This window comes from Pantoea phosphatilytica (assembly GCF_051025615.1).
Lineage (GTDB): Bacteria > Pseudomonadota > Gammaproteobacteria > Enterobacterales > Enterobacteriaceae > Pantoea.
This window is the reverse complement of sequence record NZ_JBPFDF010000008.1, coordinates 17,312-41,266: the sequence shown is the minus strand read 5'-3', so window position 1 is coordinate 41,266 and position 23,955 is coordinate 17,312. Positions and strand designations below refer to the sequence as shown.

The 23,955-nt window shown below is 57.4% G+C and carries 22 protein-coding genes; 15 read left to right on the top strand and 7 right to left on the bottom strand.

Features of this window, described 5'->3' with window-relative positions; translation table 11 throughout:
• Positions 1–33: 33 nt before the first annotated feature.
• Positions 34–630, top strand: coding sequence for a nucleoid occlusion factor SlmA (slmA, locus tag ACR6AS_RS19700; protein ID WP_313655808.1), 597 nt, complete (start codon positions 34–36; stop codon positions 628–630).
• 33 nt (positions 631–663) lie between these two features.
• Here the strand turns inward: slmA and pyrE are convergent, their stop codons facing one another.
• Entirely contained in the window at positions 664–1,305 is a 642-nt protein-coding gene (pyrE, locus tag ACR6AS_RS19695; protein ID WP_111141473.1) for an orotate phosphoribosyltransferase, read from the bottom strand.
• A 49-nt stretch (positions 1,306–1,354) separates the two neighbouring features.
• On the bottom strand, positions 1,355–2,071 hold the full coding sequence (rph, locus tag ACR6AS_RS19690; protein WP_111141472.1) for a ribonuclease PH: 717 nt from the start codon (positions 2,069–2,071) through the stop codon (positions 1,355–1,357).
• A gap of 150 nt (positions 2,072–2,221) precedes the next feature.
• Here rph and ACR6AS_RS19685 point away from each other — a divergent pair, with 150 nt between their 5' ends.
• The gene (locus tag ACR6AS_RS19685) at positions 2,222–3,406 is read left to right on the top strand and encodes a NupC/NupG family nucleoside CNT transporter (RefSeq protein WP_434163539.1); all 1,185 of its coding nucleotides are present in this window, start codon (positions 2,222–2,224) and stop codon (positions 3,404–3,406) included.
• Positions 3,407–3,443: 37 nt separating this feature from the next.
• Here ACR6AS_RS19685 and ACR6AS_RS19680 read toward each other — a convergent pair whose 3' ends face one another.
• Complete coding sequence (locus ACR6AS_RS19680) at positions 3,444–3,872, bottom strand: DUF3574 domain-containing protein (RefSeq protein ID WP_293770553.1); 429 nt, start codon at positions 3,870–3,872, stop codon at positions 3,444–3,446.
• A 155-nt stretch (positions 3,873–4,027) separates the two neighbouring features.
• Here ACR6AS_RS19680 and ACR6AS_RS19675 point away from each other — a divergent pair, with 155 nt between their 5' ends.
• From ACR6AS_RS19675 to ACR6AS_RS19650, 6 genes are all read left to right on the top strand, one after another.
• Positions 4,028–4,891, top strand: a complete 864-nt coding sequence (locus ACR6AS_RS19675; RefSeq protein ID WP_111141469.1) for a YicC/YloC family endoribonuclease — start codon at positions 4,028–4,030, stop codon at positions 4,889–4,891.
• A gap of 423 nt (positions 4,892–5,314) precedes the next feature.
• On the top strand, positions 5,315–6,238 hold the full coding sequence (gene lpxP / locus ACR6AS_RS19670) for a kdo(2)-lipid IV(A) palmitoleoyltransferase (RefSeq protein ID WP_111141256.1): 924 nt from the start codon (positions 5,315–5,317) through the stop codon (positions 6,236–6,238).
• A 190-nt stretch (positions 6,239–6,428) separates the two neighbouring features.
• Positions 6,429–7,571: an alanine racemase gene (locus ACR6AS_RS19665; protein WP_434163538.1), complete on the top strand. Its 1,143-nt coding sequence runs from the start codon at positions 6,429–6,431 to the stop codon at positions 7,569–7,571.
• A 137-nt stretch (positions 7,572–7,708) separates the two neighbouring features.
• Positions 7,709–8,104 (top strand): polyketide cyclase, encoded by a 396-nt coding sequence (locus tag ACR6AS_RS19660; protein WP_293770561.1) that lies wholly within the window; start codon positions 7,709–7,711, stop codon positions 8,102–8,104.
• 773 nt (positions 8,105–8,877) lie between these two features.
• Entirely contained in the window at positions 8,878–9,522 is a 645-nt protein-coding gene (locus tag ACR6AS_RS19655; protein WP_111141269.1) for an oligosaccharide flippase family protein, read from the top strand.
• 409 nt (positions 9,523–9,931) lie between these two features.
• Positions 9,932–10,549 carry a trimeric intracellular cation channel family protein gene (locus ACR6AS_RS19650; RefSeq protein WP_111141260.1) on the top strand — a complete coding sequence of 206 codons (618 nt, stop codon included), beginning with the start codon at positions 9,932–9,934 and terminating at the stop codon, positions 10,547–10,549.
• On the opposite strand, the gene ligB is transcribed toward ACR6AS_RS19650, so the two are convergent.
• Complete coding sequence (ligB, locus tag ACR6AS_RS19645; protein ID WP_434163537.1) at positions 10,487–12,238, bottom strand: NAD-dependent DNA ligase LigB; 1,752 nt, start codon at positions 12,236–12,238, stop codon at positions 10,487–10,489. The genes ACR6AS_RS19650 and ligB overlap by 63 nt on opposite strands.
• A 239-nt stretch (positions 12,239–12,477) precedes the next feature.
• On the opposite strand from ligB, the gene gmk reads away from it, so the two are divergent.
• The 7 genes from gmk to ACR6AS_RS19610 all read left to right on the top strand — a co-directional run bounded on the left by gmk (position 12,478) and on the right by ACR6AS_RS19610 (position 21,609).
• A complete protein-coding gene (gene gmk, locus ACR6AS_RS19640) occupies positions 12,478–13,101 on the top strand; it encodes a guanylate kinase (protein ID WP_111141262.1) in 624 nt (207 codons plus the stop codon).
• A gap of 54 nt (positions 13,102–13,155) precedes the next feature.
• Positions 13,156–13,431 carry a DNA-directed RNA polymerase subunit omega gene (gene rpoZ / locus ACR6AS_RS19635; RefSeq protein ID WP_003851346.1) on the top strand — a complete coding sequence of 92 codons (276 nt, stop codon included), beginning with the start codon at positions 13,156–13,158 and terminating at the stop codon, positions 13,429–13,431.
• 20 nt (positions 13,432–13,451) lie between these two features.
• Positions 13,452–15,557 carry a bifunctional GTP diphosphokinase/guanosine-3',5'-bis pyrophosphate 3'-pyrophosphohydrolase gene (spoT, locus tag ACR6AS_RS19630; protein ID WP_111141263.1) on the top strand — a complete coding sequence of 702 codons (2,106 nt, stop codon included), beginning with the start codon at positions 13,452–13,454 and terminating at the stop codon, positions 15,555–15,557.
• Between the two features lie 3 nt (positions 15,558–15,560).
• On the top strand, positions 15,561–16,259 hold the full coding sequence (gene trmH / locus ACR6AS_RS19625; protein WP_293770563.1) for a tRNA (guanosine(18)-2'-O)-methyltransferase TrmH: 699 nt from the start codon (positions 15,561–15,563) through the stop codon (positions 16,257–16,259).
• Positions 16,256–18,334, top strand: coding sequence for an ATP-dependent DNA helicase RecG (gene recG, locus ACR6AS_RS19620; RefSeq protein ID WP_293770565.1), 2,079 nt, complete (start codon positions 16,256–16,258; stop codon positions 18,332–18,334). Before trmH ends, recG begins: the two co-directional genes overlap by 4 nt.
• Positions 18,335–18,437: 103 nt before the next feature.
• Positions 18,438–19,811 carry a nucleobase:cation symporter-2 family protein gene (locus ACR6AS_RS19615; RefSeq protein ID WP_293770567.1) on the top strand — a complete coding sequence of 458 codons (1,374 nt, stop codon included), beginning with the start codon at positions 18,438–18,440 and terminating at the stop codon, positions 19,809–19,811.
• A 118-nt stretch (positions 19,812–19,929) separates the two neighbouring features.
• Complete coding sequence (locus ACR6AS_RS19610) at positions 19,930–21,609, top strand: AsmA family protein (RefSeq protein ID WP_367395937.1); 1,680 nt, start codon at positions 19,930–19,932, stop codon at positions 21,607–21,609.
• Between the two features lie 31 nt (positions 21,610–21,640).
• Here the strand turns inward: ACR6AS_RS19610 and fabY are convergent, their stop codons facing one another.
• From fabY to ACR6AS_RS19595, 3 genes are read right to left on the bottom strand one after another with little or no spacing between them, the layout of a single operon-like run.
• Positions 21,641–22,588 (bottom strand): fatty acid biosynthesis protein FabY, encoded by a 948-nt coding sequence (gene fabY / locus ACR6AS_RS19605; RefSeq protein ID WP_293770573.1) that lies wholly within the window; start codon positions 22,586–22,588, stop codon positions 21,641–21,643.
• Between the two features lie 59 nt (positions 22,589–22,647).
• On the bottom strand, positions 22,648–23,085 hold the full coding sequence (gene dtd / locus ACR6AS_RS19600) for a D-aminoacyl-tRNA deacylase (RefSeq protein WP_111142112.1): 438 nt from the start codon (positions 23,083–23,085) through the stop codon (positions 22,648–22,650).
• Complete coding sequence (locus tag ACR6AS_RS19595; protein WP_111142113.1) at positions 23,082–23,951, bottom strand: virulence factor BrkB family protein; 870 nt, start codon at positions 23,949–23,951, stop codon at positions 23,082–23,084. Before ACR6AS_RS19595 ends, dtd begins: the two co-directional genes overlap by 4 nt.
• Positions 23,952–23,955 lie beyond the last annotated feature (4 nt).

Here is a 23,955-nt window from a genome sequence, read left to right as displayed (position 1 = left end):
GTTTTTAGGTAAATTTCAGGGGTTTTTAAGGTCATGGCAGAAAAAAAAGTCGCGAAACGGAATCGTCGCGAAGAGATTTTGCAGGCACTGGCACAGATGCTGGAGTCCGGTGATGGCAGTCAGCGCATTACCACCGCTAAACTGGCGGCCACGGTAGGCGTATCCGAAGCGGCGCTCTATCGTCACTTCCCCAGCAAGACCCGGATGTTCGACAGCCTGATTGAGTTTATTGAAGACAGTCTGATTACCCGCATCAATCTGATCCTCAAGGATGAAAAAGAGACCATGACGCGCCTGCGTCTGATCGTCCAGTTGATACTGGGATTTGGTGAGCGTAATCCAGGACTGACCCGCATTCTGACCGGCCATGCGCTGATGTTTGAGCAGGACCGCCTGCAGGGCCGCATCAATCAGCTGTTTGAGCGCATTGAAGTGCAGCTTCGGCAGGTCATGCGTGAACGGAAGATGCGTGAAGGTGAAGCTTTTCAGGCTGATGAGGCGCTGCTGGCCAGTCAGCTGCTGGCTTTCTGTGAAGGTTTACTGTCGCGCTATGTCCGTTCTGAGTTTCGCTTCAGCCCTACCGCAGACTTTGAGGCACGCTGGCCGCTGATCGCCGTTCAGCTGGCCTGAGAGTAAAAAAGGCGGGCATCGCGCCCGCCTCGATTAAATCCCGTACGCCTTCTGATAAGCCCGCACCTGCGCCAGGTGATCGGCCATCTCCGGCTTCTCTTCCAGCCAGGTAATCAGATCGGCCAGCGTGATAATCGCGGTCACTTTGCAGCCGTAATCGCGTTCCACTTCCTGAATCGCCGACATCTCTCCGCGTCCGCGCTCCTGACGATCCAGCGACACCAGCACACCAGCCAGCGTGGCGTTGTGCGCGCCGATAATGTCCATCGACTCACGGATCGCCGTACCGGCGGTGATCACGTCATCCACCAGCATCACTTTGCCCTGCAGTGGACTGCCCACCAGCAGACCGCCTTCGCCGTGATCTTTGGCTTCTTTGCGGTTGAAGCAGTAAGGCACGTCGCGGTCATGATGATCCGCCAGCGCCACCGCCGTGGTGGTCGCAATCGGAATGCCTTTGTAAGCCGGACCGAACAGCAGATCGAAATCGACCGCGCCATCGACCAGCGCCTGCGCGTAGAAGCGTCCCAGCAGCGCTAAATCCCGCCCGCTGTTAAACAGACCGGCATTAAAGAAATAGGGGCTTTTACGCCCGGACTTCAAAGTGAACTCACCGAACTTCAGCACCTGCTTGTTCAGGGCGAATTCAATAAACTGACGCTGCCAGGCTTTCATTTCTCACTCCTCAAATAAAGAAAAGGCGACTCTGTGGTCGCCTGTTACATCAATTTTCCAGCGCCGCTTTCTGCGCCTGAATCAACTCTTCAATGCCGCCGCGCGCCAGTGCCAGCAGCGTCAGCAGTTCGTCGTGGCTGAAGGGTTCACCTTCTGCGGTGCCCTGCACCTCGATCATGCGGCCATCTTCCATCATCACAACGTTCATGTCGGTTTCAGCGGCAGAATCTTCAACGTATTCCAGATCGCACAGAGCTTCGCCCCTGACGATGCCCACGGAAATGGCCGCAACCATCCCCTTCATCGGGTTCGCTTTCAGCTTGCCGCTGGCAACCAGCTTATTCAGCGCATCGGCCAGCGCCACACAGGCACCGGTGATGGAGGCGGTGCGGGTGCCGCCATCGGCCTGGATCACGTCGCAGTCGAGCGTAATGGTGAACTCACCCAGCGCCTTCAGATCGACGGCGGCGCGCAGTGAACGGGCGATCAGACGCTGGATCTCCAGCGTGCGGCCACCCTGCTTACCTTTTGCCGCTTCACGCGCCATACGGCTGTGGGTCGAGCGCGGCAGCATGCCATATTCGGCCGTGACCCAACCCTGGCCCTGGCCTTTCAGGAAACGCGGAACCCCTTCGTCTACGGAGGCAGTGCAAAGCACTTTCGTTTCGCCGAACTCCACCAGAACGGAACCCTCTGCGTGTTTGGTGTAATTGCGGGTCAATGTGACTGGACGCACCTGTTGTGCGCTACGGCCTGCTGGACGCATGGGTAATCTCCGGCTTGCTAATGATTGGCTGCGCATTATACGGACTTCCTTGCCCGCTGTCTCTTGCGCCGGTCCGGAGCAGCCATCAGATGAAATTCCCCGCCAGCTGTGGCTAAATGCGCGTTCCTTTCTCTCTGATAAAAAACACATATGGCCGCCATTCTTCATTTTCTGCTGGCGCTGGTGGTGATTTTCGCCCTTGCGCTGCTGGTCAGTCATGACCGTAAACAGATTCGCCTGCGCTTTATTATTCAACTGATTGTGGTGGAAGCAGTCCTGGGCTGGTTCTTCCTCCACTCCGCCGGGGGTCTGGCGCTGGTCGGCTCATTCGCCGGTTTCTTTGAAACGCTGCTGGGCTTTGCCGCACAGGGCACTGAGTTTGTGTTTGGCGGCATGAGCAAACAGGGGCTGGCCTTTATTTTCCTCGGCGTGCTCTGCCCGATTGTCTTTATTTCGGCGCTGATCGGTATCCTGCAGCACTGGCGTATCCTGCCACTGCTGATCCGTCTTTTCGGGACCCTGCTGTCGAAAATTAACGGCATGGGCAGGCTGGAGTCGTTTAACGCCGTCAGTACGCTGATTCTGGGTCAGTCAGAGAACTTCATCGCCTACAAAGGGATTCTGGCTGACATTCCGCCACGCCGCCTCTACACCATGGCGGCCACCGCGATGTCGACCGTGTCGCTGTCGATTGTCGGTGCGTATATGTCGATGATTGAACCGAAATATGTGGTTGCGGCGCTGCTGCTTAACATGTTCAGCACCTTTATTATCCTGTCGATCATCAACCCGATGACCCGCCAGGATGAGCAGCCTATCGCGCTGGAAAAACTGCATGAAGATCAGAGTTTCTTTGAGATGCTGGGTGAGTACATCCTGGCCGGTTTCAAAGTGGCGATGATCATTCTGGCTATGCTGATTGGTTTTATTGCCCTGATCGCCGCCGTTAACGCGCTGTTCGCCGCCCTGTTCGGCTACAGTTTCCAGCAGCTGCTCGGCTACCTGTTCTATCCACTGGCCTGGCTGGTTGGGATCCCTAAAGCCGATGCCCTGCAGGCGGCCAGCATTATGGCGACCAAGCTGGTGGCCAATGAGTTTGTGGCGATGATTGAGCTGCAGAAAGTGGCGGCAGGCATGAGCGCGCGCGGGCTGGGCATCCTGTCGGTCTTCCTGGTCTCCTTTGCTAACTTTGCCTCCATCGGCATCGTTGCGGGCGCCATCAAAGGCCTGAATGAGAAACAGGGCAATGTGGTGTCCCGTTTTGGCTGGAAGCTGGTGTATGGTTCTACGCTGGTCAGCCTGCTCTCTGCCGCGTTTGCCGGGCTGTTTATCTGACCTTTCAACGGGCGGCGACGCTGCCGCCCTTTTCCCCTCAGAAACTGACACACACGGGCGCATCGACCCGCATCACCGACTCCTGACCAAACCGTTTCTTATAGAGGCTGCGTATTGCCTCGATAGCCTGGCTGGTGGCAGGATCGATCCCGTGGATAAGCATTAACGCTTTGCTGTTTTCGCGTGCCAGCTGGCCGTTTTCGCCCAGCCACTGCCCTCTGGCGTCATAGACCGACAGCCCCGATCTGAAGCGCGGCGTGACCTCGTTATCGACAAAGTTCATCCAGTCGAGCGAACTTACCCTGCCACCATCCGGTTTACTCAGTCCAAACCACAGCGTGGTCTGCATCATCATGTCGCCTCCCGCACAGATAGGTTGCGGTTTCGTAGGCGACGAGTGGTGGCGCGCCTGGCAGCCCGCCAGCAACAGAGCCATCACAACAGGAAGGGCAATAACGCGAGACATAGATCAGTTATCCTCACAAGGGGTCAGCGGTCATCATAAGTGGCTGCCGCGGAAAGCGGAAATGGTTCGTTATTTTCCTGTGAGGCGCTTATGCCTGTTATGCCGTGGCTCGCCTCGCTATACTTCACCTATCTTTCCGCAAATGAGTACCGCTTATGATCCGCAGTATGACCGCTTATGCCCGCAGCGAAGCCAAAGGCGAATGGGGCAGCGCCGCCTGGGAGCTGCGCTCTGTTAACCAGCGTTATCTGGAAACCTATATCCGTCTGCCGGAACAGTTTCGCGGGCTGGAACCGGTTATCCGTGAGCGCATACGTCAGCGCCTGACGCGCGGTAAAATCGAGTGCAACCTGCGCTATGACGCCGATCCCAGCGCGCAGGGCGAACTGATGCTGAACGAGACTCTGGCTAAACAGCTGGTGCAGGCGGCCAACTGGGTGAAAATGCAGAGCGACGAAGGCGCCATCAATCCGCTGGATATTCTGCGCTGGCCGGGTGTGATGTCCGCGCAGGAGCAGGATCTGGACGCCATCAATACGCAGCTGCTGCAGGCGCTGGATAACGCGCTGAATGATTTCATTGCGGCGCGCGAAAGCGAAGGCAGCGCACTGAAAGCGATGATCGAGCAGCGTCTGGAAGGCGTGTCGCAGGAAGTCAGCAAAGTGCGTGCGCAGATGCCTGACGTGATCAAATGGCAGCGTGAGCGCCTGGTCACCAGACTGGAAGAGGCGGACGTTCAGCTGGAAAACAATCGCCTTGAGCAGGAACTGGTGATGATGGCGCAGCGTGTTGACGTCGCCGAAGAGCTGGATCGTCTGGACGCGCATGTGAAAGAGACCTACAACATCCTGAAGAAGAAAGAGGCCGTTGGCCGTCGTCTCGACTTCATGATGCAGGAGTTCAATCGCGAGTCGAACACCCTGGCCTCGAAATCGATCAACGCCGATATCACTGCCTCAGCGATCGAACTGAAAGTGCTGATTGAGCAGATGCGCGAGCAGATTCAGAACATCGAGTAACTCCCTGCCTCACGTCCTGAACGAAGCGTCAGCAATGACGCTTCGTTCATCGCTCCCGCATCGGCTTTTAACATTCATTCGCAAATCGCAGCCCGCCCACGCCTGACGGGCCGCATTTTTACGTAAAGATAGATAAATAATCATTTCCGGACTCTTCCTGGCGTCTCATCTGACACGCTTTATCTTCCGGATAATCCTGCTTCAATCTGCTGAAATTTATCTGCTTTTTCTGGTCTGCATCCTTGTGATGCCTTCTGGCGACATCGCTCCATGAAACTGGTCAATCCTGTAGATTCCAGAGTTTCCCTTTCTTTGAAGGCACTTTTTGATAAAGTGCCGGTCGAAATCAGTACAGCTGTACCGCCTGGAGACTATGGAAGTGCTCTTTATGCGTTACGTCCATTTCTCTCATGAAGGTAGTTAATGAAAAACACCGGAAAATTTAGCAGTTCGCTGCTGCATCCGCGTTACTGGTTTACCTGGTTTGGCCTGAGCGTGCTCTGGCTTCTGGTCCAGCTTCCCTATCCTGTTCTTATGCGTCTCGGTGCCGGGGCGGGTAAGATCTCCCGTCATTTTATGCAGCGCCGCGAACGTATCACCCGTCGCAACATTGAACTCTGTTTTCCCGGTATCAGCGAAGAGAAAACGGAAGCGATGATTGCCGGTAACTTTGCGTCGTTAGGCATGGCGCTGGCTGAAACCGGTATCGCCTGGTTCTGGTCTGACCGTGCGGTCAGGCGTCTGTTTAACGTTACCGGCATGGACAATCTCTATGCGGCGCAGAACGAAAAACGCGGCGTGATGCTGATTGGTGTGCATTTTATGTCGCTGGAGCTGGGCGGGCGCATCAGCGGCCTCTGCCAGCCCATGATGGCAATGTATCGTCCGCACAACAATCAGGCAATGGAGTACGTGCAGACCAAGGGCCGGATGCGGTCGAACAAAGCGATGATCGACCGTCGCGACCTGCGCGGCATGGTCAATGCGCTGAAGCAGGGCGAGTCGGTCTGGTTTGCGCCGGACCAGGATTACGGCCCGAAAGGCAGCACCTTTGCGCCGCTGTTTGCAGTGGAGAAAGCCGCTACCACCAACGGAACATTTGTCCTGTCGCGCCTGGCGAAGCCTGCGATGGTGCCGATTATGCTGATCCGCAATCCGGACAATCATGGCTACCACCTGATCATCGAAGCGATGCTGGAAAATTACCCTCATACTGATGAGGTCGCAGCGGCAGCTTATATGAATAAGGTGATTGAAAATCAGATCCTGCGCGCGCCCGAACAGTATCTCTGGCTGCATCGCCGTTTCAAAACCCGGCCACCGGGTGAACAATCGCTCTACGTCTGAGTGAACGCATAAAGCAGGCCCCGCGCCTGCTTTTTTGTTTTTGTCCGCCGCCCTTTCCTCCGGCCACCCTTTTTTTCTGTTGGTATCGCCACTCGTGAACGCTTCGCTTCTCTGCCCGTTACCCGGCTGGCATCAGCACGCAAATTAGGGAATGATGGTGTCTCTTACCTCGTCATTGCCGGACAATCTTATGGATATCAATGATGCACAGCAGTGGCAGCGCCCGCTGATTGATGATCGCCTTACACCCTATATTGAAGTAGACACCGCGCGGCTGGATCAGAACCTGCAGCAGATGCAGCGCAAAGCGAATGAGGCCGGTTTGGCGTTGCGGCCGCATATCAAAACGCATAAAAGCGTCTGGATTGCGCAGCGCCAGCTTGCACTGGGTGCCCGGGGCGTTACGGTTTCTAAGCCCAGCGAAGGCGTGACGTTTATTCTGGGTGGCGTGCGCGATCTGCTGCTGGCCTACCCGATTGTGCAGCCGCAGAGCGTGGCCGATTTGCTGCGCCAGGCAGTGCTGCATCAGGTCAGGCTCACCCTGATCGCGGACAGCGTTCAAGGTGTGGCGGCGATTGCTGAGGCCCGCCAGCAGCAACCGGCGTGCGAACTGGCGGTCGCGATTAAGGTGGATGTCGGATTGCATCGGATTGGTGTCAACCCGGACACCGATGAGGCGATAGTGATTGCCCAGGCGCTGAAGGATCACGGGTTACGCTTTGCCGGACTCCTTTCCCATGCCGGTCACGCTTATGGTGCCGGTCATGCCGCGGCGATTGCGGATATCGCCCGTCAGGAGGCCCACCTGATGCAGCGGCTTCAGGCAAAACTGCAGGCGGCAGGATTTACCGATTGCCCCCTCTCCGTGGGCTCAACACCCACCGCGCTGGCGGCAGAGATTGCGCCCTGCCTGGATGAAATCCGGCCCGGCAACTATGCACTCCTGGATCTCACCGCCTGCCGACTCGGTTTAAGCCGTGTCGACCAGCTGGCTATGAGCGTCATCACCCGCGTCGTAGCGGTGAACGACCACTTCGCGATTGTGGATGCGGGATCGAAGATGCTGAGTTCCGACAAAGGCCCACACGGCACCAATGCCAGCGGTTTTGGTATTGCCGTGGATGAAGCCGGCCACACGTATGAGGTGACGAAGCTCTCGGAAGAGCACGGTTTCCTGCTTTATCAGGATCGCCGCCCGGACGTCGGTTCGCTGCTGCGCATCTTTCCCAATCACAGTTGTGCCGTGATGGCGCAGTCGGACGGCTTTGTTCTGCGTCATTCAGACGGTCAGAGCGAAGCGCAGCCGGTTTCTGCGCGCGGCAATTTCATCTGAATCAGCGGCAGACAGCCTTATTCTGCTGTCTGCCGTTTGTACAGAACTCTGCTGACCCCACAGTTCTGCTGTTACAACGTTTTAACAAACCTGCCGCCATGCTTTAATGCCTTTTTCGCTTATCCTCCGGAGGTTATATGCTCTCCTCGCGTACGCTGAGTCTGACAATCCCCCGTCACTGGTTAGATCTGTATGAAACCATCTGGAAGCCGGAGTTTTTTCCAAAGTGGGCGTCAGGGCTGACGCAGAGTGCTCTGGAGCCGGAGGGAAATCGCTGGCGTGCTAAGGGCCCGCTCGGCAGTGTGAAGCTGCGGTTCTCGCCCCACAATCCATTTGGTGTAATGGATCACTGGATTGATGGCGGTTCAGGAAAGGAGATCTACGTGCCGATGCGCGTAATCGCTAACGAACAGGGTGCTGAGGTGCTGGTGACGATTTATCGCCAGCCATTTACGTCCGATGAGAAATTTAAGCAGGATATTGAATGGGTTAGCAAGGATCTCGAAAAACTCAATCAACTGCTGACTCAATAAATCAATCACTTAGAACGGAGTTTTTCCTGTATTTATCACTGGTCGTTTATGAAAAAAACAGAAAAATTTCTGCAGATAAAGCATTACGCCCTCATCTGATTGTTGCTCCCTGTTAAGCATTGACCACCACTGCGGCTTAAGCATTGTTACCAGGGAAATTCCTGGTAATCTCTTCCGCCAGCAGGGTGATCCCCCGTGATTACAGGCCTCTTTACCTGTCGCGCCCGCTTTTCGCCTGTTGCGCATTCATTAATCATTAATCGTTGTTTATTTCCACAGTGCTGAGGATTTAATATTTATCATGCATAAAGTGAAACCATTTATTTCTGCGTTAGCGTAATCAGACTTTTCTTATGGTGTTAAATTAAATAAAACAATGTATAAATCATTCCACACACAGCAATACCCATAATGATAAAGCACGAAAACGTCATGGACCGCTCAGCTTCTCTTTTGTTATCTGAATAAAAGGATGCTGAGAATGCCGCAGGGATGCGGGCAGGAGAATATAAAACGACAAAAGGATTTATTCGTGATCTGGCGGCATGCTCATCAGTAAAGGAGAATGCCGCCATGACACGACACAGACGCTTAACCGGGGAACCTTTTTATCCGGGTACTATTTTCAAACCGATAATAACACGGCAGGTCTGAAATAATTTTCAGAACGCAGGCCGGAAAATTGCACTAAAGAACGGTGTCACAGCAACTTCTGCTTGCTGTAACACAACTATTTAATTCTCACAGAGTCGCTGGGCTCTATCGAGTATATGATGGCAATACGTGAAAGCAGTCTTAATAGCGCAAAATGGTCTCTGCTCTCTTCAATCAAAATTATTGGCATCGGCGTCCTGCAACTCTCCTTGCTGGCGCAGATTCTGCAGGCGAATGAACTGAATCTGCTGGCAGTTGCCGTCATCGCCCTGCTGGCTGTGGATGCGCTGGCCGATCGCGGCTTCTGTAACAAGCTCATCCGCCGCTGTATGCTCTCGATCAACGACCTCTCTATAATCTACTGGGGTAATATGTTGATGGGGGTTGCGGTTTTTGGACTCTTATTTACCGGCAGTCATCTGCTGACTGCGCTATTTCATCAGCCTGAACTGGCCTTAATGCTGCAGATGGTCTCCGTGGTGTTTATTATCATTCCCCAGGGCCAGCATTATCGTGCGATATTACAGCGTGAGAAACAATATACGCGTATCGCGTTTGCCGAAACCTCTTCGGTATTAGCCGGGCTTGCGGTGACCTTATTTACCGTCTGGCTGACACCCTCCGTATTATGTGCGATCTGGGGTTACCTGGCGATGGCCTCTATTCGTATGCTGATTTACTGCTACTATGGTCGTTCCTGGTTCCAGCCGGAATATCATTTCAGCCTGAACGCATTTTTGAAAATTCGTGCACGAAACAAATAATAAAATAAGTCTGTATGGTGGGCTCTGAGCGTCGGAAACGATGCGTTGGCGTGCTGTTAACCAGCACGCCTTTTCTTTTTTATCGGCTGCATCATCTCTCTTTTCGATTCTGACTCTTCTCCGCTGTCCCGCTTTCTCTCTTTTGTCCGAATGAGTGCCTGCCTGAAGGCGAACCTGTTGTCGCTGTGTCCTGCTTCCAGCCCCGTCACTGAAACGTCAGGCATGCGTCTGCCCGGCATCACCGTTCTCTCCTGTCCCTGCCGCAGATGTTCTGCAAAACTCTTTCTATGCTGACGCCGGGGCGGGCTGGTATAAACTGCGCTCATCCCGGACGCCGGACGCCAGAAAGTCCCCGTCGCCGTCTCTCGGGCAATGCCGTCGCGTTGCCGCCGTTTTACCGGAGTCTGCTATGTTACTGACCGTTCTCTACATTATTGGTATTACCGCCGAGGCCATGACCGGCGCGCTGGCCGCAGGTCGCCGCAAAATGGATCTGTTCGGCGTCATTATCATTGCGTCAGTCACCGCTATTGGTGGCGGTTCGGTGCGCGATATCCTGCTGGGCCACTATCCGCTGGGCTGGGTGAAGCATCCCGAATACATCATGATTGTGGCGGCTGCCGCCGTTGTGACTACCTTTCTGGCACCGCTGATGACACATCTGCGTAAAGTCTTTCTGGTGCTGGATGCGCTGGGTCTGGTGGTCTTTTCCATCATCGGCGCGCAGGTTGCGCTGGATTCCGGCCACGCCATGATTATTGCCGCCATAAGCGCAGTGATCACCGGCGTCTTTGGTGGCGTACTGCGGGATATGTTCTGCAACCGTATTCCGCTGGTGTTTCAGAAGGAAATCTACGCGGGTATCGCTTTTGCCTCAGGCTGGATCTACATCCTGCTGCTGAAAACCTCGCTGGCGCATGAAGCGGTGATCATCATTACCCTGCTGTTCGGCTTTTTCGCCCGTTTACTGGCGCTGCGCTTCCGTCTGGGTCTGCCGATTTTCAACTATCCCCATCCCGAGCACTGAGCTGGCGGGAATGTCCTGCTGCTGCAGGAATGTTATCAGCGTCTGCAGCCGGGCATCATGAAACTGCTCCACCAGGCGATTTGCCAGCGCCGCGCCGACACCCGGTAATGTCTGCCAGGCCATCACATCCCGCGCTATCAGGCTCTCCCACTGCTGGTCAGGCAGGGCATTCAGGGCCTTGCGCGGCAGTGAAACGCCTGACGCCTCCACCCAGCGACGAAACGGCTGCTGCCGGGTGAGATTAAAACGGTGCCAGAGCTGTCCGGCACGTTCCGGCGACAATCCGGTTGCTGCGGCAATCTGCTGCGGGGTTAATACCAGCCAGCCGAACAGGTGAGTCATGCTGCCGCTTTCCAGCAGGCGCAGCCAGGTCCCGCGCTCAACGCCCGGAATATTCAGTACGCCTTTCTGGCTGAGCCAGCGTAGTTTCGCCAGCAGCTGCTTCTGACAGGTCGCACTGAAGGTAAAACAGCTCAGCGGGCTGTAACGTGATGCCTCAGGAGGGTGAGGAGGGTGTCGCTCTGCTACACGCCAGATTACCCGTTCCAGCCGGGGAATGCCCTGACCCGCCAGGCTCAGCGTGATCACATCCCCCGCGACGATATCGCTCTCCTGCCAGCGCCGCAGCGATCCGATGTTTACCCGCCTGACCGTCCGGTCATCCAGCTGTACCGGCTGCAGATTCAGCACCGCCGCGATTTTTCCGGTCCGGCCCACCGGAAAATCGACGGAGAGCACTTCCGTGCTGACTTCGGGCGGCTGATACTTCCAGGCAACGGCCCAGCTTCCCTCGCCCGGCAGCCAGCGTTGCCCCGCAGGGCGCTGGCTCTGATGGACCACGACACCATCAGTGACAAAGGGGAGCGCAGCATGAAACCAGCGTTCCCGCCAGGCGGCAACCTCCTCTTCATCCTTCACGCGGTGACTCCATCGGGCCGCCAGGCCAAATCCCCAGCGGCTGAGCTGCTGAAGGCGTTCTGCCATCGTCTCCGGGCCATCCGGCCAGGCCCAGATAAAAATGCCGAGCGACTTCAGCAGGGGAACACGCTGTTTACTCATCATGGCTCCGGCCACCTGTGAGCGCGCATTCTTACCGCCATCGACCGCCTGCCGATGATCGGTCATCAGCAGGAAGAGCTCACCCTGAAGGACCACATTCTCAAGATCGGTGTCGATTTGCAGCGGAATAACCGGGATGGCGGCGGCTTTAGAGAGCCACTCTTCACCGCGCAACCCATCGCCACGACTCAGCAGCGATACCAGCCTGCCGTGACGATAGACCAGTGATACTGCGATGCCGTCGATCTTCGGCTGCACCCAGAGGTCGTGCCGGTCCTGCATCCAGTAAGCCAGTGCCAGTTGGTCGCGCACCTTTTTAACGCCCGTATGCGCCACCGGATGCAGGTGCTCGCCCTGGTCCGGCAACTGCGGCGCATAAGCGGGCTGCTGCGGACTAAAGCAGTGCTGCCAGTGATTGAGTCGCTGCTGCAGCGCATCATAATCCGCGTCCACAACCGGACTCTGGCCCTGCCGATAGTAGGCATCATCCCAGTGTTGCAGTTGCTGCTGCAGTCGGCGCATCTCTTCTGTCGCCCGTATGGGGGTCCAGACCGGACACAGGGCGCTCTGCACAGGCCCTGTGACGATCCACAAAAGCGTTGCCAGCAGCACTCCGCTAACTCTTTTCATGCTCGCTCTCCTGAGGTTTTGGGGTATTCCACACCCCGGCCTCATGACCTGCCAGCGACCATATTCGGTTTCGCGAAGGCTACCGACGCAAACCGGTAAGATTTTCAGCGTGGCGACAGCGGATTGCGCGAAGATGCGCAAAAGTTGGCTGTTACCGCTGCGCAAACGCTGCGTGGCAGCGGGAAGCTGTGTATACTGGGCAGGAAATCGACTCCGCTTTTAATCAATTCAAGAAAACCATGGCTCAAGGCACGCTCTATATTGTTTCTGCACCCAGCGGCGCAGGTAAATCCAGCCTGATTCAGGCACTGTTAAAGACCCAGCCGTTGTATGACACGCAGGTCTCTGTTTCGCACACGACGCGCGGTATGCGTCCGGGTGAAGTCCATGGCGAACATTACTTTTTTGTTGAGAAACATGAATTTGAGCAGATGATCGCGGAAGATGCCTTCCTCGAACATGCCCGGGTTTTCGACAACTATTATGGAACCTCGCGCCATGCGATTGAGCAGGTGCTGGCAACCGGCGTTGACGTATTTCTGGATATCGACTGGCAGGGCGCGCAGCAGATTCGCGCCAGAATGCCGGGCGCACGCAGCATCTTCGTTCTGCCGCCTTCGAAAGAAGAGCTCGACCGCCGTCTGCGCGGTCGTGGCCAGGACAGCGAAGAGGTGATCACGCGTCGTATGGCTCAGGCCGTAGCGGAAATGAGTCACTACGCCGAATATGACTATTTAATTGTGAATGATGATTTCGATCTGGCGCTGTCCGATCTGAAAACCATTATTCGCGCAGAACGTCTGCGTATGGCGCGCCAGAAGGCGCGTCACGATGCTTTAATCAGCAAACTGTTGGCAGTCTGAATACAGTTTCAGTATGATGCGCAGTCATTTCTTCATCTGTGGAGTAGCACACCTATGGCACGCGTAACCGTTCAGGACGCAGTAGAAAAAGTTGGTAATCGTTTTGACCTGGTGTTGGTCGCTGCACGTCGTGCACGTCAGATGCAGGTAGGCGGCAAAGATCCGCTGGTTCCGGAAGAGAACGATAAGCCGACCGTTATCGCCCTGCGCGAAATCGAAGAAGGTCTGGTCACCAATCAGATTTTAGATGTGCGTGATCGTCAGGAACAGCAAGAGCAGGAAGCCGCTGAGTTACAGGCCGTTACCGCTATCGCTGAAGGTCGTCGTTAACAGCCACCTGCAGGTCGCCCTTGTATCTGTTTGAAAGTCTCAATCAGCTGATTGAAAAATACTTGCCAGAGGAGCAGATCAAGCGCCTCCAGCAAGCCTATCTTGTCGCACGTGATGCCCACGAGGGACAGACACGCTCCAGCGGTGAGCCCTATATCACCCATCCGGTTGCCGTAGCCTGTATTCTGGCGGAAATGAAGCTCGACCATGAAACCCTCATGGCCGCGCTGCTGCATGACGTGATCGAAGACACACCTGCCACTTATCAGGACATGGAACAGCTGTTCGGTAAAAGCGTGGCGGAGCTGGTCGAAGGCGTTTCCAAGCTGGATAAGCTGAAATTCCGCGACAAGAAAGAGGCGCAGGCAGAGAACTTCCGCAAGATGATTATGGCGATGGTGCAGGATATCCGCGTCATTCTCATCAAGCTGGCTGACCGCACCCACAACATGCGCACCCTGGGTTCGTTACGCCCGGACAAACGTCGCCGCATCGCGCTGGAAACGTTAGAGATTTACAGTCCGCTGGCGCATCGCCTGGGTATTCACCATCTTAAAACGGAGCTGGAAGAGCTCGGTTTCGAAGCCCTTTATCCTAACCGGTATCGGGTGATTAAAGAGGTGGTGAAAGCCGCACGCGGTAATCGTAAAGAGATGATCCAGAAGATTCTTTCTGAGATCGATGGCCGCCTGCAGGAAGCGGGCATCCCCTGCCGCGTCAGCGGTCGTGAGAAGCATCTTTACTCGATCTACCGCAAAATGACGCTGAAAGAGCAGCGTTTTCACTCGATCATGGATATCTATGCCTTTCGCGTTATCGTGAAAGACCTGGATACCTGCTATCGCGTTCTGGGCCAGATGCACAGCCTCTACAAGCCGCGTCCGGGCCGCGTTAAAGATTACATCGCCATCCCCAAAGCCAACGGCTATCAATCGCTCCATACCTCCATGATCGGCCCGCACGGCGTGCCGGTGGAAGTGCAGATCCGCACCGAGGATATGGATCAGATGGCGGAAATGGGGGTCGCCGCGCACTGGGCATACAAACAGGCGGGCGAAAGTGGCACCACCGCACAGATTCGCGCTCAGCGCTGGCTGCAGAGCCTGCTGGAGCTGCAGCAGAGTGCGGGCAGTTCGTTTGAATTTATCGAAAGCGTAAAGTCCGATCTCTTCCCGGATGAGATCTACGTCTTTACGCCTGAAGGCCGCATCGTGGAGCTGCCCACCGGCGCCACGCCGGTGGACTTCGCCTATGCGGTGCACACCGATATCGGCCATGCCTGTGTCGGCGCTCGCGTTGACCGTCAGCCCTATCCGCTGTCGCAACCCCTGACCAGCGGTCAGACGATTGAGATTATCACCGCGCCAGGCGCCCGTCCTAACGCCGCCTGGCTTAACTTCGTCGTCAGCTCGAAAGCCCGCGCCAAGATCCGCCAGTTGCTGAAAAACCTCAAACGCGAAGACTCCGTGAATCTGGGTCGTCGCCTGCTCAGCCACGCGCTGGGCGGCAGCCGCAAACTGGCGGAGATCCCGGCTGAAAATATCCGGCAGGAGCTGGATCGCATGAAGCTGACCTCGCTTGACGACCTGCTGGCGGAAATCGGTCTGGGCAATGCGATGAGCGTGGTGGTGGCGAAGAATCTGTTGCAGGCTGACAGCAAGGCGATCAGCAGCAGCAAGCGCGGTAAGCTGCCGATTAAAGGTGCAGATGGCGTACTGATTACCTTTGCCAAATGCTGCCGACCCATTCCCGGTGACCCGATTGTCGCCCATGTCAGCCCCGGTAAAGGGCTGGTGGTGCACCATGAGTCGTGCCGGAACATTCGCGGCTACCAGAAAGAGCCCGAAAAATTCATGCCGGTCGAGTGGGATAAGGTCACCGAGCAGGAGTTCGTGGCGGAAATCAAGGTCGACATGTTTAACCATCAGGGCGCGCTGGCTAACCTGACGGCCGCCATTAATACGGCCGGTTCCAATATTCAGAGCCTGAATACCGAAGAGCGTGATGGCCGCGTTTACAGCGCCTTTATCCGCCTGACCGCACGCGACCGCGTCCATCTGGCGAATATCATGCGCAAAATCCGCGTGATGCCGGATGTGATCAAAGTCCACCGTAACCGTAATTAGTGCATGAACGATCAACGTTTTGCCCGGATACAGACGATGCTGGCCCTGCGCCAGCACGATCTCACGGTCTGTATGGAGAAGGTGCATAAGCCGCATAACGTTTCCGCTGTGATCCGCACCGCCGATGCCGTCGGCATCCATGAGGTGCATGCGGTCTGGCCCAGCGAGCGGATGCGCACCCAGGCTTCTGCATCCGCTGGCAGCAACAGCTGGGTCAAGGTCGTTACCCACCCCACTATTGGCGATGCCGTTAATCAGCTCCGTCAGCAGAAAATGCAGGTGTTAGCTACCCATCTCTCCGCTGATGCCGTAGATTTCCGCGAGATCGACTATACCCTGCCGACCTGCATCCTGATGGGTCAGGAAAAAACCGGTATCACCGAAGAAGCCCTGGCGCTGGCCGATCGGCAAATCGTGATTCCGATGGTGGGCATGGTGCAGTCGCTGAATGTCTCCGTCGCCTGCGCGCTTATCCTCTATGAAGCTCAGCGGCAGCGGCAGAATGCAGGACTCTACCTGCGCGACCACAGCCTGCTGGATGACGAAGAGCAGCAGCGCCTGCTGTTTGAAGGCGGCTTCCCGGTGCTGGCAAGAGTCGCAAAACAGAAAGGCTTACCCTATCCGCGCATCAATGCGCAGGGGGAAATCGACGCCGATCCCAGCTGGTGGGCGACCATGCAGTCAACCGGTAAACAAAGATGAAAGGCCGTCTGCTGGATGCCATCCCGCTCAGTACCCTGACCGGCGTCGGTGCCAGCCAGGCGGCAAAGCTGGCCAGGATTGGCCTGCACACCATTCAGGACCTTCTGCTTCACCTCCCGCTGCGTTACGAAGATCGTACCCAACTCTATGCGATTGACGATCTGCTGCCCGGCATCTGGGCCACCGTAGAGGGCGAGGTGCTGCACACCGACATCACCTTTGGCCGCCGCCGGATGATGGTCTGTCAGATCAGCGATGGCAGCGGCGTTCTGACGATGCGCTTCTTCAATTTCAACGCGGGCATGAAGAATAATCTCTCGCCAGGCCGTCGCGTCACCGCCTATGGCGAAATTAAACGCGGCCAGCGTGGCGCGGAGATTATCCACCCCGAATACCGCATTCAGGGCGAACAGAGCAATGTGACGCTGGAAGAGACCCTGACGCCGGTCTATCCCACCACCGAAGGGATTCGTCAGGCCACGCTGCGTAATCTCACCGATCAGGCGCTGACGCTGCTGGAGAGCTGCCCGATTGCCGAACTGCTGCCGCAGGAGCTGAGCAGCGGGCTGATCAGCCTGCCTGATGCGCTCCGCACGCTGCATCGTCCACCGCCCGATCTCAGGCTCAGTGAGCTGGAGAGTGGCCGTCATCCGGCACAGCGCCGGTTGATTCTGGAAGAGCTGCTGGCGCACAACCTCAGTATGCTGGCGGTGCGCGCCGGTGCGCAGCGTTACTATGCGCTGCCGATGCCACCACGGCACACTCTCAGCGACCAGCTGCTGGCCGCGCTGCCCTTTTCACCCACCCGCGCCCAGGCGCGCGTGGTGACGGAGATAGAACAGGATCTGGCCAACGATTTTCCGATGATGCGGCTGGTGCAGGGCGATGTCGGCTCCGGTAAGACTCTGGTCGCCGCACTCGCGGCGCTGAATGTGATCGCGCACGGCAGGCAGGTCGCGCTGATGGCGCCGACCGAGCTGCTGGCTGAACAGCACGCCAGCAACTTCCGTCAGTGGTTTGCGCCGCTGGGTATTGAAGTCGGCTGGCTGGCCGGTAAACAGAAAGGCAAAGCCCGTCAGGCGCAGCAGGAGGCGATAGCCAGCGGTCAGGTGGCGATGGTAGTCGGCACCCATGCGCTGTTCCAGGAGCAGGTCCGGTTCAGCGGGCTGGCGCTGGTTATTATTGATGAGCAGCACCGGTTTGGCGTCCACCAGCGACTGGCGCTGTGGGAAAAGGGCGAAGAGCAGGGTTTTCATCCGCATCAGCTGATCATGACCGCCACGCCGATCCCGCGCACCCTGGCGATGACCGCCTATGCCGACCTGGATACCTCCACCATCGACGAGCTGCCGCCGGGACGTACGCCGGTGACCACGGTGGCTATCCCGGACTCCCGGCGTGATGAGATCGTGGCCCGGGTTGAGCACGCCTGTCGCGAAGGACGCCAGGCCTATTGGGTCTGCACCCTGATCGAAGAGTCAGACCTGCTGGAAGCCCAGGCGGCGGAGGCGAGCTGGGAATCGCTGAAAACCGCGCTGCCCGGCCTGAACATCGGGCTGGTGCATGGCCGGATGAAACCGGCAGAGAAACAGGCCGTCATGCAGGCGTTCAAGGCCAATGAGCTACAGCTTCTGGTCGCGACCACCGTTATTGAGGTAGGCGTGGATGTGCCTAATGCCAGCCTGATGATCATCGAAAACCCGGAGCGGTTGGGGCTGGCACAGCTGCATCAGCTGCGCGGACGCGTAGGCCGCGGTGCCGTGGCTTCTCACTGCGTGCTGCTCTACAAAGCGCCCCTGAGCAAGACGGCGCAGAAGCGTCTGCAGGTGCTGCGCGACAGCAATGACGGCTTTGTCATTGCCCAGTTCGATCTGGAGATCCGCGGCCCCGGTGAGCTGCTGGGCACGCGCCAGACCGGAAACGCCGAATTTAAAGTCGCTGACCTGCTACGCGATCAGGCGATGGTGCCGGAAGTGCAGCGCGTGGCGCGCCATATCCATCAACACTATCCCGAACAGGCCAGCGCCCTGATTGAACGCTGGCTGCCAGAGAACACCCGCTACACCAACGTCTGAATAAAATCCCGCTAATAGAGCCCTGTTATCCTCACGGGCAAACGATTGCTTTTAGCCTGCGGATGATTACAATCGCCACACACTTTTTCGGGAAGAACAGAAGATGTCCATCACTCCACAATCAGACCAGCCCTCCGCCAGGCACAGCGAACTGATTTACCGTCTTGAAGATCGTCCACCACTGCCGCAGACGCTGTTTGCCGCCGGTCAGCACCTGCTGGCGATGTTTGTGGCGGTCATTACCCCCGCGATTCTGATTTGTCAGGCGCTGGGCCTGCCCGCAGAGGATACCCGGCACGTTATCAGCATGTCGCTGTTTGCCTCGGGCGTCGCCTCGCTGCTGCAAATCAAAACCTGGGGACCGGTGGGATCGGGCCTGCTGTCGATTCAGGGCACCAGCTTTAACTTCGTCACGCCGCTAATCATGGGCGGGATGGCGCTGAAAAATGGCGGGGCTGACGTTCCCGCCATGATGGCCGCCCTGTTTGGCACGCTGATGGTCGCCTCCTGTACCGAAATGGTGTTGTCGCGCGTCCTGCATCTGGCGCGCCGGATTATTACACCGCTGGTTTCCGGTATCGTGGTGATGATTATCGGCCTGTCGCTGATTCAGGTAGGACTGACCTCGATTGGCGGTGGCTTCAGTGCCATCAGCGACCACACCTTCGGCGCGCCAAAGAATCTGATGCTGGCGGGGGCCGTGCTGCTGGTGATTGTGCTGCTTAACCGGCAGAAAAATCCCTACCTGCGCGTGGCCTCGCTGGTGATTGCGATGGCGGTGGGTTATCTGCTGGCCTGGGCGATGGGCATGCTGCCTGCTGCGGGCTTACCGGCCGATCAGCCGCTGATTGTGGTGCCTGCCCCGCTCTACTATGGTCTGGGCTTTGACTGGAATCTGCTTATCCCGCTGATGCTGGTGTTTATGGTGACCTCCCTGGAGACCATCGGCGATATCACCGCGACGTCCGATGTCTCCGAGCAGCCGGTCAGCGGCCCGCTCTATATGAAACGCCTGAAAGGGGGCGTGCTGGCGAATGGCCTTAACTCTTTTGTTTCCGCGCTGTTCAATACTTTCCCGAACTCCTGCTTCGGCCAGAACAACGGGGTGATTCAGCTGACCGGTGTGGCCAGCCGCTACGTCGGCTTTGTGGTGGCGCTGATGCTGATTGTACTGGGGCTGTTCCCGGCGGTCAGCGGTCTGGTGCAGCTGATCCCTGAACCGGTGCTCGGCGGTGCCACCATCGTGATGTTCGGCACCATTGCCGCGTCGGGCGTCCGCATCGTGTCACGCGAGCCGCTTAACCGTCGCGCCATCATGATTATCGCCCTGTCGCTGGCGGTGGGCCTGGGCGTTTCGCAGCAGCCGCTGATCCTGCAGTTTGCGCCGGACTGGCTGAAAACCCTGCTCTCTTCCGGTATTGCGGCGGGCGGTATCACCGCGATCGTCCTCAACCTGATTTTCCCGCAGGAGAAGTAAGGCCACGGGCAGGCTCCGGCCTGCCTGCTAATTATTCGGATTTACATCCAGGCTGTTGAGCTGTAACGGGAATTCAGGCATAACAACCTCTCACCGGATTCAACTCGGGAAGGATGCAATGAAATTTCTTGGAAAGTTTTTCCTCACCCTGCTTTTGCTGCTGCTGTTCACCCTGGTGGTGATCTATGTTCTGCTGCAGACACACTGGGGTGCAGGCTGGTTCAGCCGTTGGGTGAGCGACAAAACCGAATGGCATCTCTCCCTGAGTAAAATTGAACACAATTTCTCTTCCCCCTCTCACATCATTCTGGATGACTTCAGCTTTGGTCACGACGGGCAGCCTGCGGTACTGGTCGCCAGACGGGTCGATCTCGGCCTGGCGCTGATCCAGTTCAGCGATCCGCTGCACTTCAGCAGCCTGGAACTGCGCGATGGCGAGGTGAATCTGGCCAATCTGACGCAGGGCAGCGCACTGCCGATTCAGGCCGACCGCCTGCAACTCAATAATATGCGTGTCGACAGCCCCAACACCGCGCTGCCGCTGCTCGCCCGCCAGGTGAATGGCGGCATCATGCCGTGGAAACCCGTTGCCCTGGATATGCTGGGCCGCGATGCCCGCTTCCAGATGAGCGCGGGCAGCATGACGCTGAATGAAGTACCGGCTGAAAACGTCCTGATCCAGGGCAGCGTTTCCCAGGGCCGGATGCGCATCGACAATATGGGGGCCGACCTGGCGCGCGGTTCCATGACCGGTAACGGTGAACGCGATGCCCGGGGCAACTGGAAGGTGAATCAGCTGCGCCTGAACGACATTCGTCTGCAGACCGCCAGCAGCCTGAAAGATTTTCTGCATAAGTTACAGGTGGTGCCCTCCCTTGCCATTACCCGGCTGGATCTGACCGATGCCCGCCTGCAGGGGCCGGACTGGGCGGTGACGGATCTTGATCTGACGCTGAGAAACGTGAACTGGCAGAACGATGACTGGCAGAGTAACGACGGTTCGCTGGCGCTGAATGCCAGCAACTTCATTAACGGCGGATTTGAACTCAACGATCCCATTATCAACCTGGATTTCTCCCCGCAGGGTGTGGCGCTGACCCAGTTCAGTTCACGCTGGGCGAATGGGGTGATCCGGGCTGACGGTGAATGGTCACGCAGCGACAAACGTCTGACGCTGAAAAACCTGGCGGTGGCCGGGCTGGAATATACCCTGCCACAGGACTGGCGCGACCGCTGGCAGGCCACGCTGCCCGCCTGGCTGGAGAGTGTCGAGGTGACGCGCTTCACCTCGAACCGTAACCTGATCATTGATATCAATCCGGCGTTTCCTTTCCAGCTGACCTCTCTGGATGGCACCGGCGAAAACCTGCGGCTGGCGCAGCAGCATCAGTGGGGGATCTGGTCAGGTAAGCTCAGCCTGAATGCGGCCGAGTCGACCTTTAACCGCACCGATCTGCGTCATCCGTCGATTACGCTGAGTGCCGATGCGCAGCAGATTCAGGTGACGGAACTGAGTGCGTTCAGCAATAAAGGCCTGCTGGAAGGCACAGCCACCCTGGGTCAGCAGCCTGCCCGGCCGCTGACGCTGCAGCTGACAGGTCGTGCCGTGCCGGTCAATGTGTTGCAGAACTGGGGATGGCCGGCGTTGCCGTTATCCGGTGACAGCAATATGCAGCTGCAGCTGCGCGCGGCGCTCGCCGCCGGTCAGCCGCTGCGTCCATCGGTTAATGGCACGTTATCTGTGGTAACTGACAGTCAGCAGGTGCAGCAGACGATGCAGGCGGGCGAGGTCCGATAATCCCATCGGGGCCGCATGGCGGCCCCGAACCTCAGTTGATTCGTGCGCCGGAACCGCCCTCCTCCAGCGGCCCGTCGGGATCGGCAGGCAGAACGATATAGACCCCTTCAAACACCGCGCCACGCTCATCATCTCCAAACAGCTCGACTTCAAGCTGCACGCGCGCTTTACGTCCGCGCGCCAGCCGGTCGAGATCGCCGCTTAAGGAGCCCAGGTCGGCAATGGCGCCCGGCCGTCCGCTGATGGGCTGGCTGTAGCGGATGTGCGCATCCGCCAGAATAATGGTGCCACCAAGGTGACGCTCGCGCAGCAGCAGCCAGATTAATCCCCAGCCGGTCAGCGTAGCCAGTGAGAAGAGGCTCCCGGCGAACAGGGTATGATGGGGATTCTGGTTGCCCGCTTCCGGCATGGTGGTGATAAATTTCTGCCCGGTAAACTGCAGGATGCGCACCCCCATCTTCTCGCTGAGGGGGATGTGATCGTACCAGGCCTGTTGCAGCTGACCGCACCAGTCGGCGCGATGCAGGATATCGTCAAGGGTGACGACCGGTTTAATCATCAGGAAGTGACGTACCGGCGTAGTCTGCGGCGCGGTGATCTCGCCCTGATTGATGTAGCCCAGTTTGGCGAAGAAGGCGACGGCATCCTCACGGGCACTGCAGGTGACCCGCTTGACCCCCTCCTGACGCGCCACCGACTCCAGCGTCATCGCCACCAGCGTACCCAGGCCTTTGCCCTGCACCGAGGGGTGAACGGCCATAAAGCGGATCGCGGCCTCGTTGTCGGCATTGATATAGAGACGGCCAATGGCAACCGGGTTTCCCTGCTCATCAACCACCATCTGGTGATGCGCCAGGGCATCCCACGCGTCACGTTCCGACCCCGGCGGCTGGCGCAGAGGCTTACGCAACATCTCCCAGCGGAACTGATAATAGATATCCAGCTCTTCCGCCGTCTGTGGCACACGAAGGTGATACATGTAATGTTTCTCCCGTTCGGAGCTTGCGTGGCCTGATCCATGCCGCTCAGCTGACGATCTCACACCTGCAACCAGAACGTTACAGGACCATCATTCACCAGCGAAACCTGCATATCCGCGGCAAAACGACCGTTCGCCGTGGTGATGGCCTGCTGGCGACAGCAGTGGCTGAAGTATTCATACAGACGTTCCGCTTCAGCCGGCTCGGCGCCGCCTGAAAAAGAGGGGCGCATCCCTTTTTGCGTGTCTGCGGCCAGTGTGAACTGCGACACCACCAGCACGCTTCCGCCCGTCTGGCGGAGGCTCAGGTTCATTTTGCCCTGTTCGTCACTGAAGATGCGATAGCCCAGTACACGTTCTGCAAGACGCTCCGCACGCGCGTTGTCGTCGCCTTTTTCCACGCCCAGCAAAACCAGTAATCCGGCACCAATTTCGCCAACCACCTGCTGGTCGACGCTGACGCTGGCTCGCTGCACGCGCTGAATCAATGCAATCATGTTTCCTCGCGTTGTTCTTCTTTTTGCTGCTGTTTCAGCTGCCGGTAGTCGGCTAAGGTGACAGTTATCTCCGCACCCAGCAACACAATACACCAGGTCCAGTAGACCCAGAGAAAGAGAATCGGGATCACGGCCAGTACACCGTAGATCAGCTGATAAGAGGGGAACATCGTAACATAGAGCGCGAAGCCCTTTTTTCCCAGCTCAAACAGCGCACCCGCCACCAGCGCACCAATCAACGCATCGCGCGGCGGTACACGCTGGGTCGGAACGATGCTGTAGAGCAGCCAGAAGGCGAACCACGACAGCAGCAGTGGAAAAATACGCAGCATCTGATCGACCAGGCTGGTGACGCCGGTGGCGTTAATCCAGCGCAGCGACAGCAGATAAGAGCTGATCGCCAGGCTGGCACCGGCCAGCAGCGGACCCAGCGTCAGGATCATCCAGTAGACCGCGAAGGAGTAAACCATCGGCCGCTTCTTGTCGCTACGCCAGATGGTGTTTAACGCAGTATCGACCGAATGCATCAACAGCAGGGCGGTCACGATCAGGCCGATCGCCCCGACCGCCGTCATCCGGTTTACGTTGGCAACAAACTGCTCCAGATAACGCTGCAGCGTGTTGCCTGCGGCGGGCATTAAGTTGTTAAAGACGAACTGCTTCAGCTGTACGCTGATATCAGAGAAGACCGGAAACGCGGCAAACAGGGCAAACACCACCGCGATCAGCGGCACCAGCGCCAGCAGTGAGACATACGCCAGATTACCCGCCTGGGTCGTCATACCGTCTTCATCAATGCGTTTCCACAACAGCCGGAGCCACAGCCAGAAGGCATGCAGCCCGGGATGAAATTTATGTGACATCATGAGT

Coding starts and splice junctions, on each gene's coding strand:
- slmA (WP_313655808.1), top strand. CDS start 34: ATGGCAGAAAAAAAAGTCGCGAAACGGAATCGTCGCGAAGAGATTTTG.
- pyrE (WP_111141473.1), bottom strand. CDS start 1,305: ATGAAAGCCTGGCAGCGTCAGTTTATTGAATTCGCCCTGAACAAGCAG.
- rph (WP_111141472.1), bottom strand. CDS start 2,071: ATGCGTCCAGCAGGCCGTAGCGCACAACAGGTGCGTCCAGTCACATTG.
- ACR6AS_RS19685 (WP_434163539.1), top strand. CDS start 2,222: ATGGCCGCCATTCTTCATTTTCTGCTGGCGCTGGTGGTGATTTTCGCC.
- ACR6AS_RS19680 (WP_293770553.1), bottom strand. CDS start 3,872: ATGTCTCGCGTTATTGCCCTTCCTGTTGTGATGGCTCTGTTGCTGGCG.
- ACR6AS_RS19675 (WP_111141469.1), top strand. CDS start 4,028: ATGATCCGCAGTATGACCGCTTATGCCCGCAGCGAAGCCAAAGGCGAA.
- lpxP (WP_111141256.1), top strand. CDS start 5,315: ATGAAAAACACCGGAAAATTTAGCAGTTCGCTGCTGCATCCGCGTTAC.
- ACR6AS_RS19665 (WP_434163538.1), top strand. CDS start 6,429: ATGGATATCAATGATGCACAGCAGTGGCAGCGCCCGCTGATTGATGAT.
- ACR6AS_RS19660 (WP_293770561.1), top strand. CDS start 7,709: ATGCTCTCCTCGCGTACGCTGAGTCTGACAATCCCCCGTCACTGGTTA.
- ACR6AS_RS19655 (WP_111141269.1), top strand. CDS start 8,878: ATGGCAATACGTGAAAGCAGTCTTAATAGCGCAAAATGGTCTCTGCTC.
- ACR6AS_RS19650 (WP_111141260.1), top strand. CDS start 9,932: ATGTTACTGACCGTTCTCTACATTATTGGTATTACCGCCGAGGCCATG.
- ligB (WP_434163537.1), bottom strand. CDS start 12,238: ATGAAAAGAGTTAGCGGAGTGCTGCTGGCAACGCTTTTGTGGATCGTC.
- gmk (WP_111141262.1), top strand. CDS start 12,478: ATGGCTCAAGGCACGCTCTATATTGTTTCTGCACCCAGCGGCGCAGGT.
- rpoZ (WP_003851346.1), top strand. CDS start 13,156: ATGGCACGCGTAACCGTTCAGGACGCAGTAGAAAAAGTTGGTAATCGT.
- trmH (WP_293770563.1), top strand. CDS start 15,561: ATGAACGATCAACGTTTTGCCCGGATACAGACGATGCTGGCCCTGCGC.
- recG (WP_293770565.1), top strand. CDS start 16,256: ATGAAAGGCCGTCTGCTGGATGCCATCCCGCTCAGTACCCTGACCGGC.
- ACR6AS_RS19615 (WP_293770567.1), top strand. CDS start 18,438: ATGTCCATCACTCCACAATCAGACCAGCCCTCCGCCAGGCACAGCGAA.
- ACR6AS_RS19610 (WP_367395937.1), top strand. CDS start 19,930: ATGAAATTTCTTGGAAAGTTTTTCCTCACCCTGCTTTTGCTGCTGCTG.
- fabY (WP_293770573.1), bottom strand. CDS start 22,588: ATGTATCACCTTCGTGTGCCACAGACGGCGGAAGAGCTGGATATCTAT.
- dtd (WP_111142112.1), bottom strand. CDS start 23,085: ATGATTGCATTGATTCAGCGCGTGCAGCGAGCCAGCGTCAGCGTCGAC.
- ACR6AS_RS19595 (WP_111142113.1), bottom strand. CDS start 23,951: ATGATGTCACATAAATTTCATCCCGGGCTGCATGCCTTCTGGCTGTGG.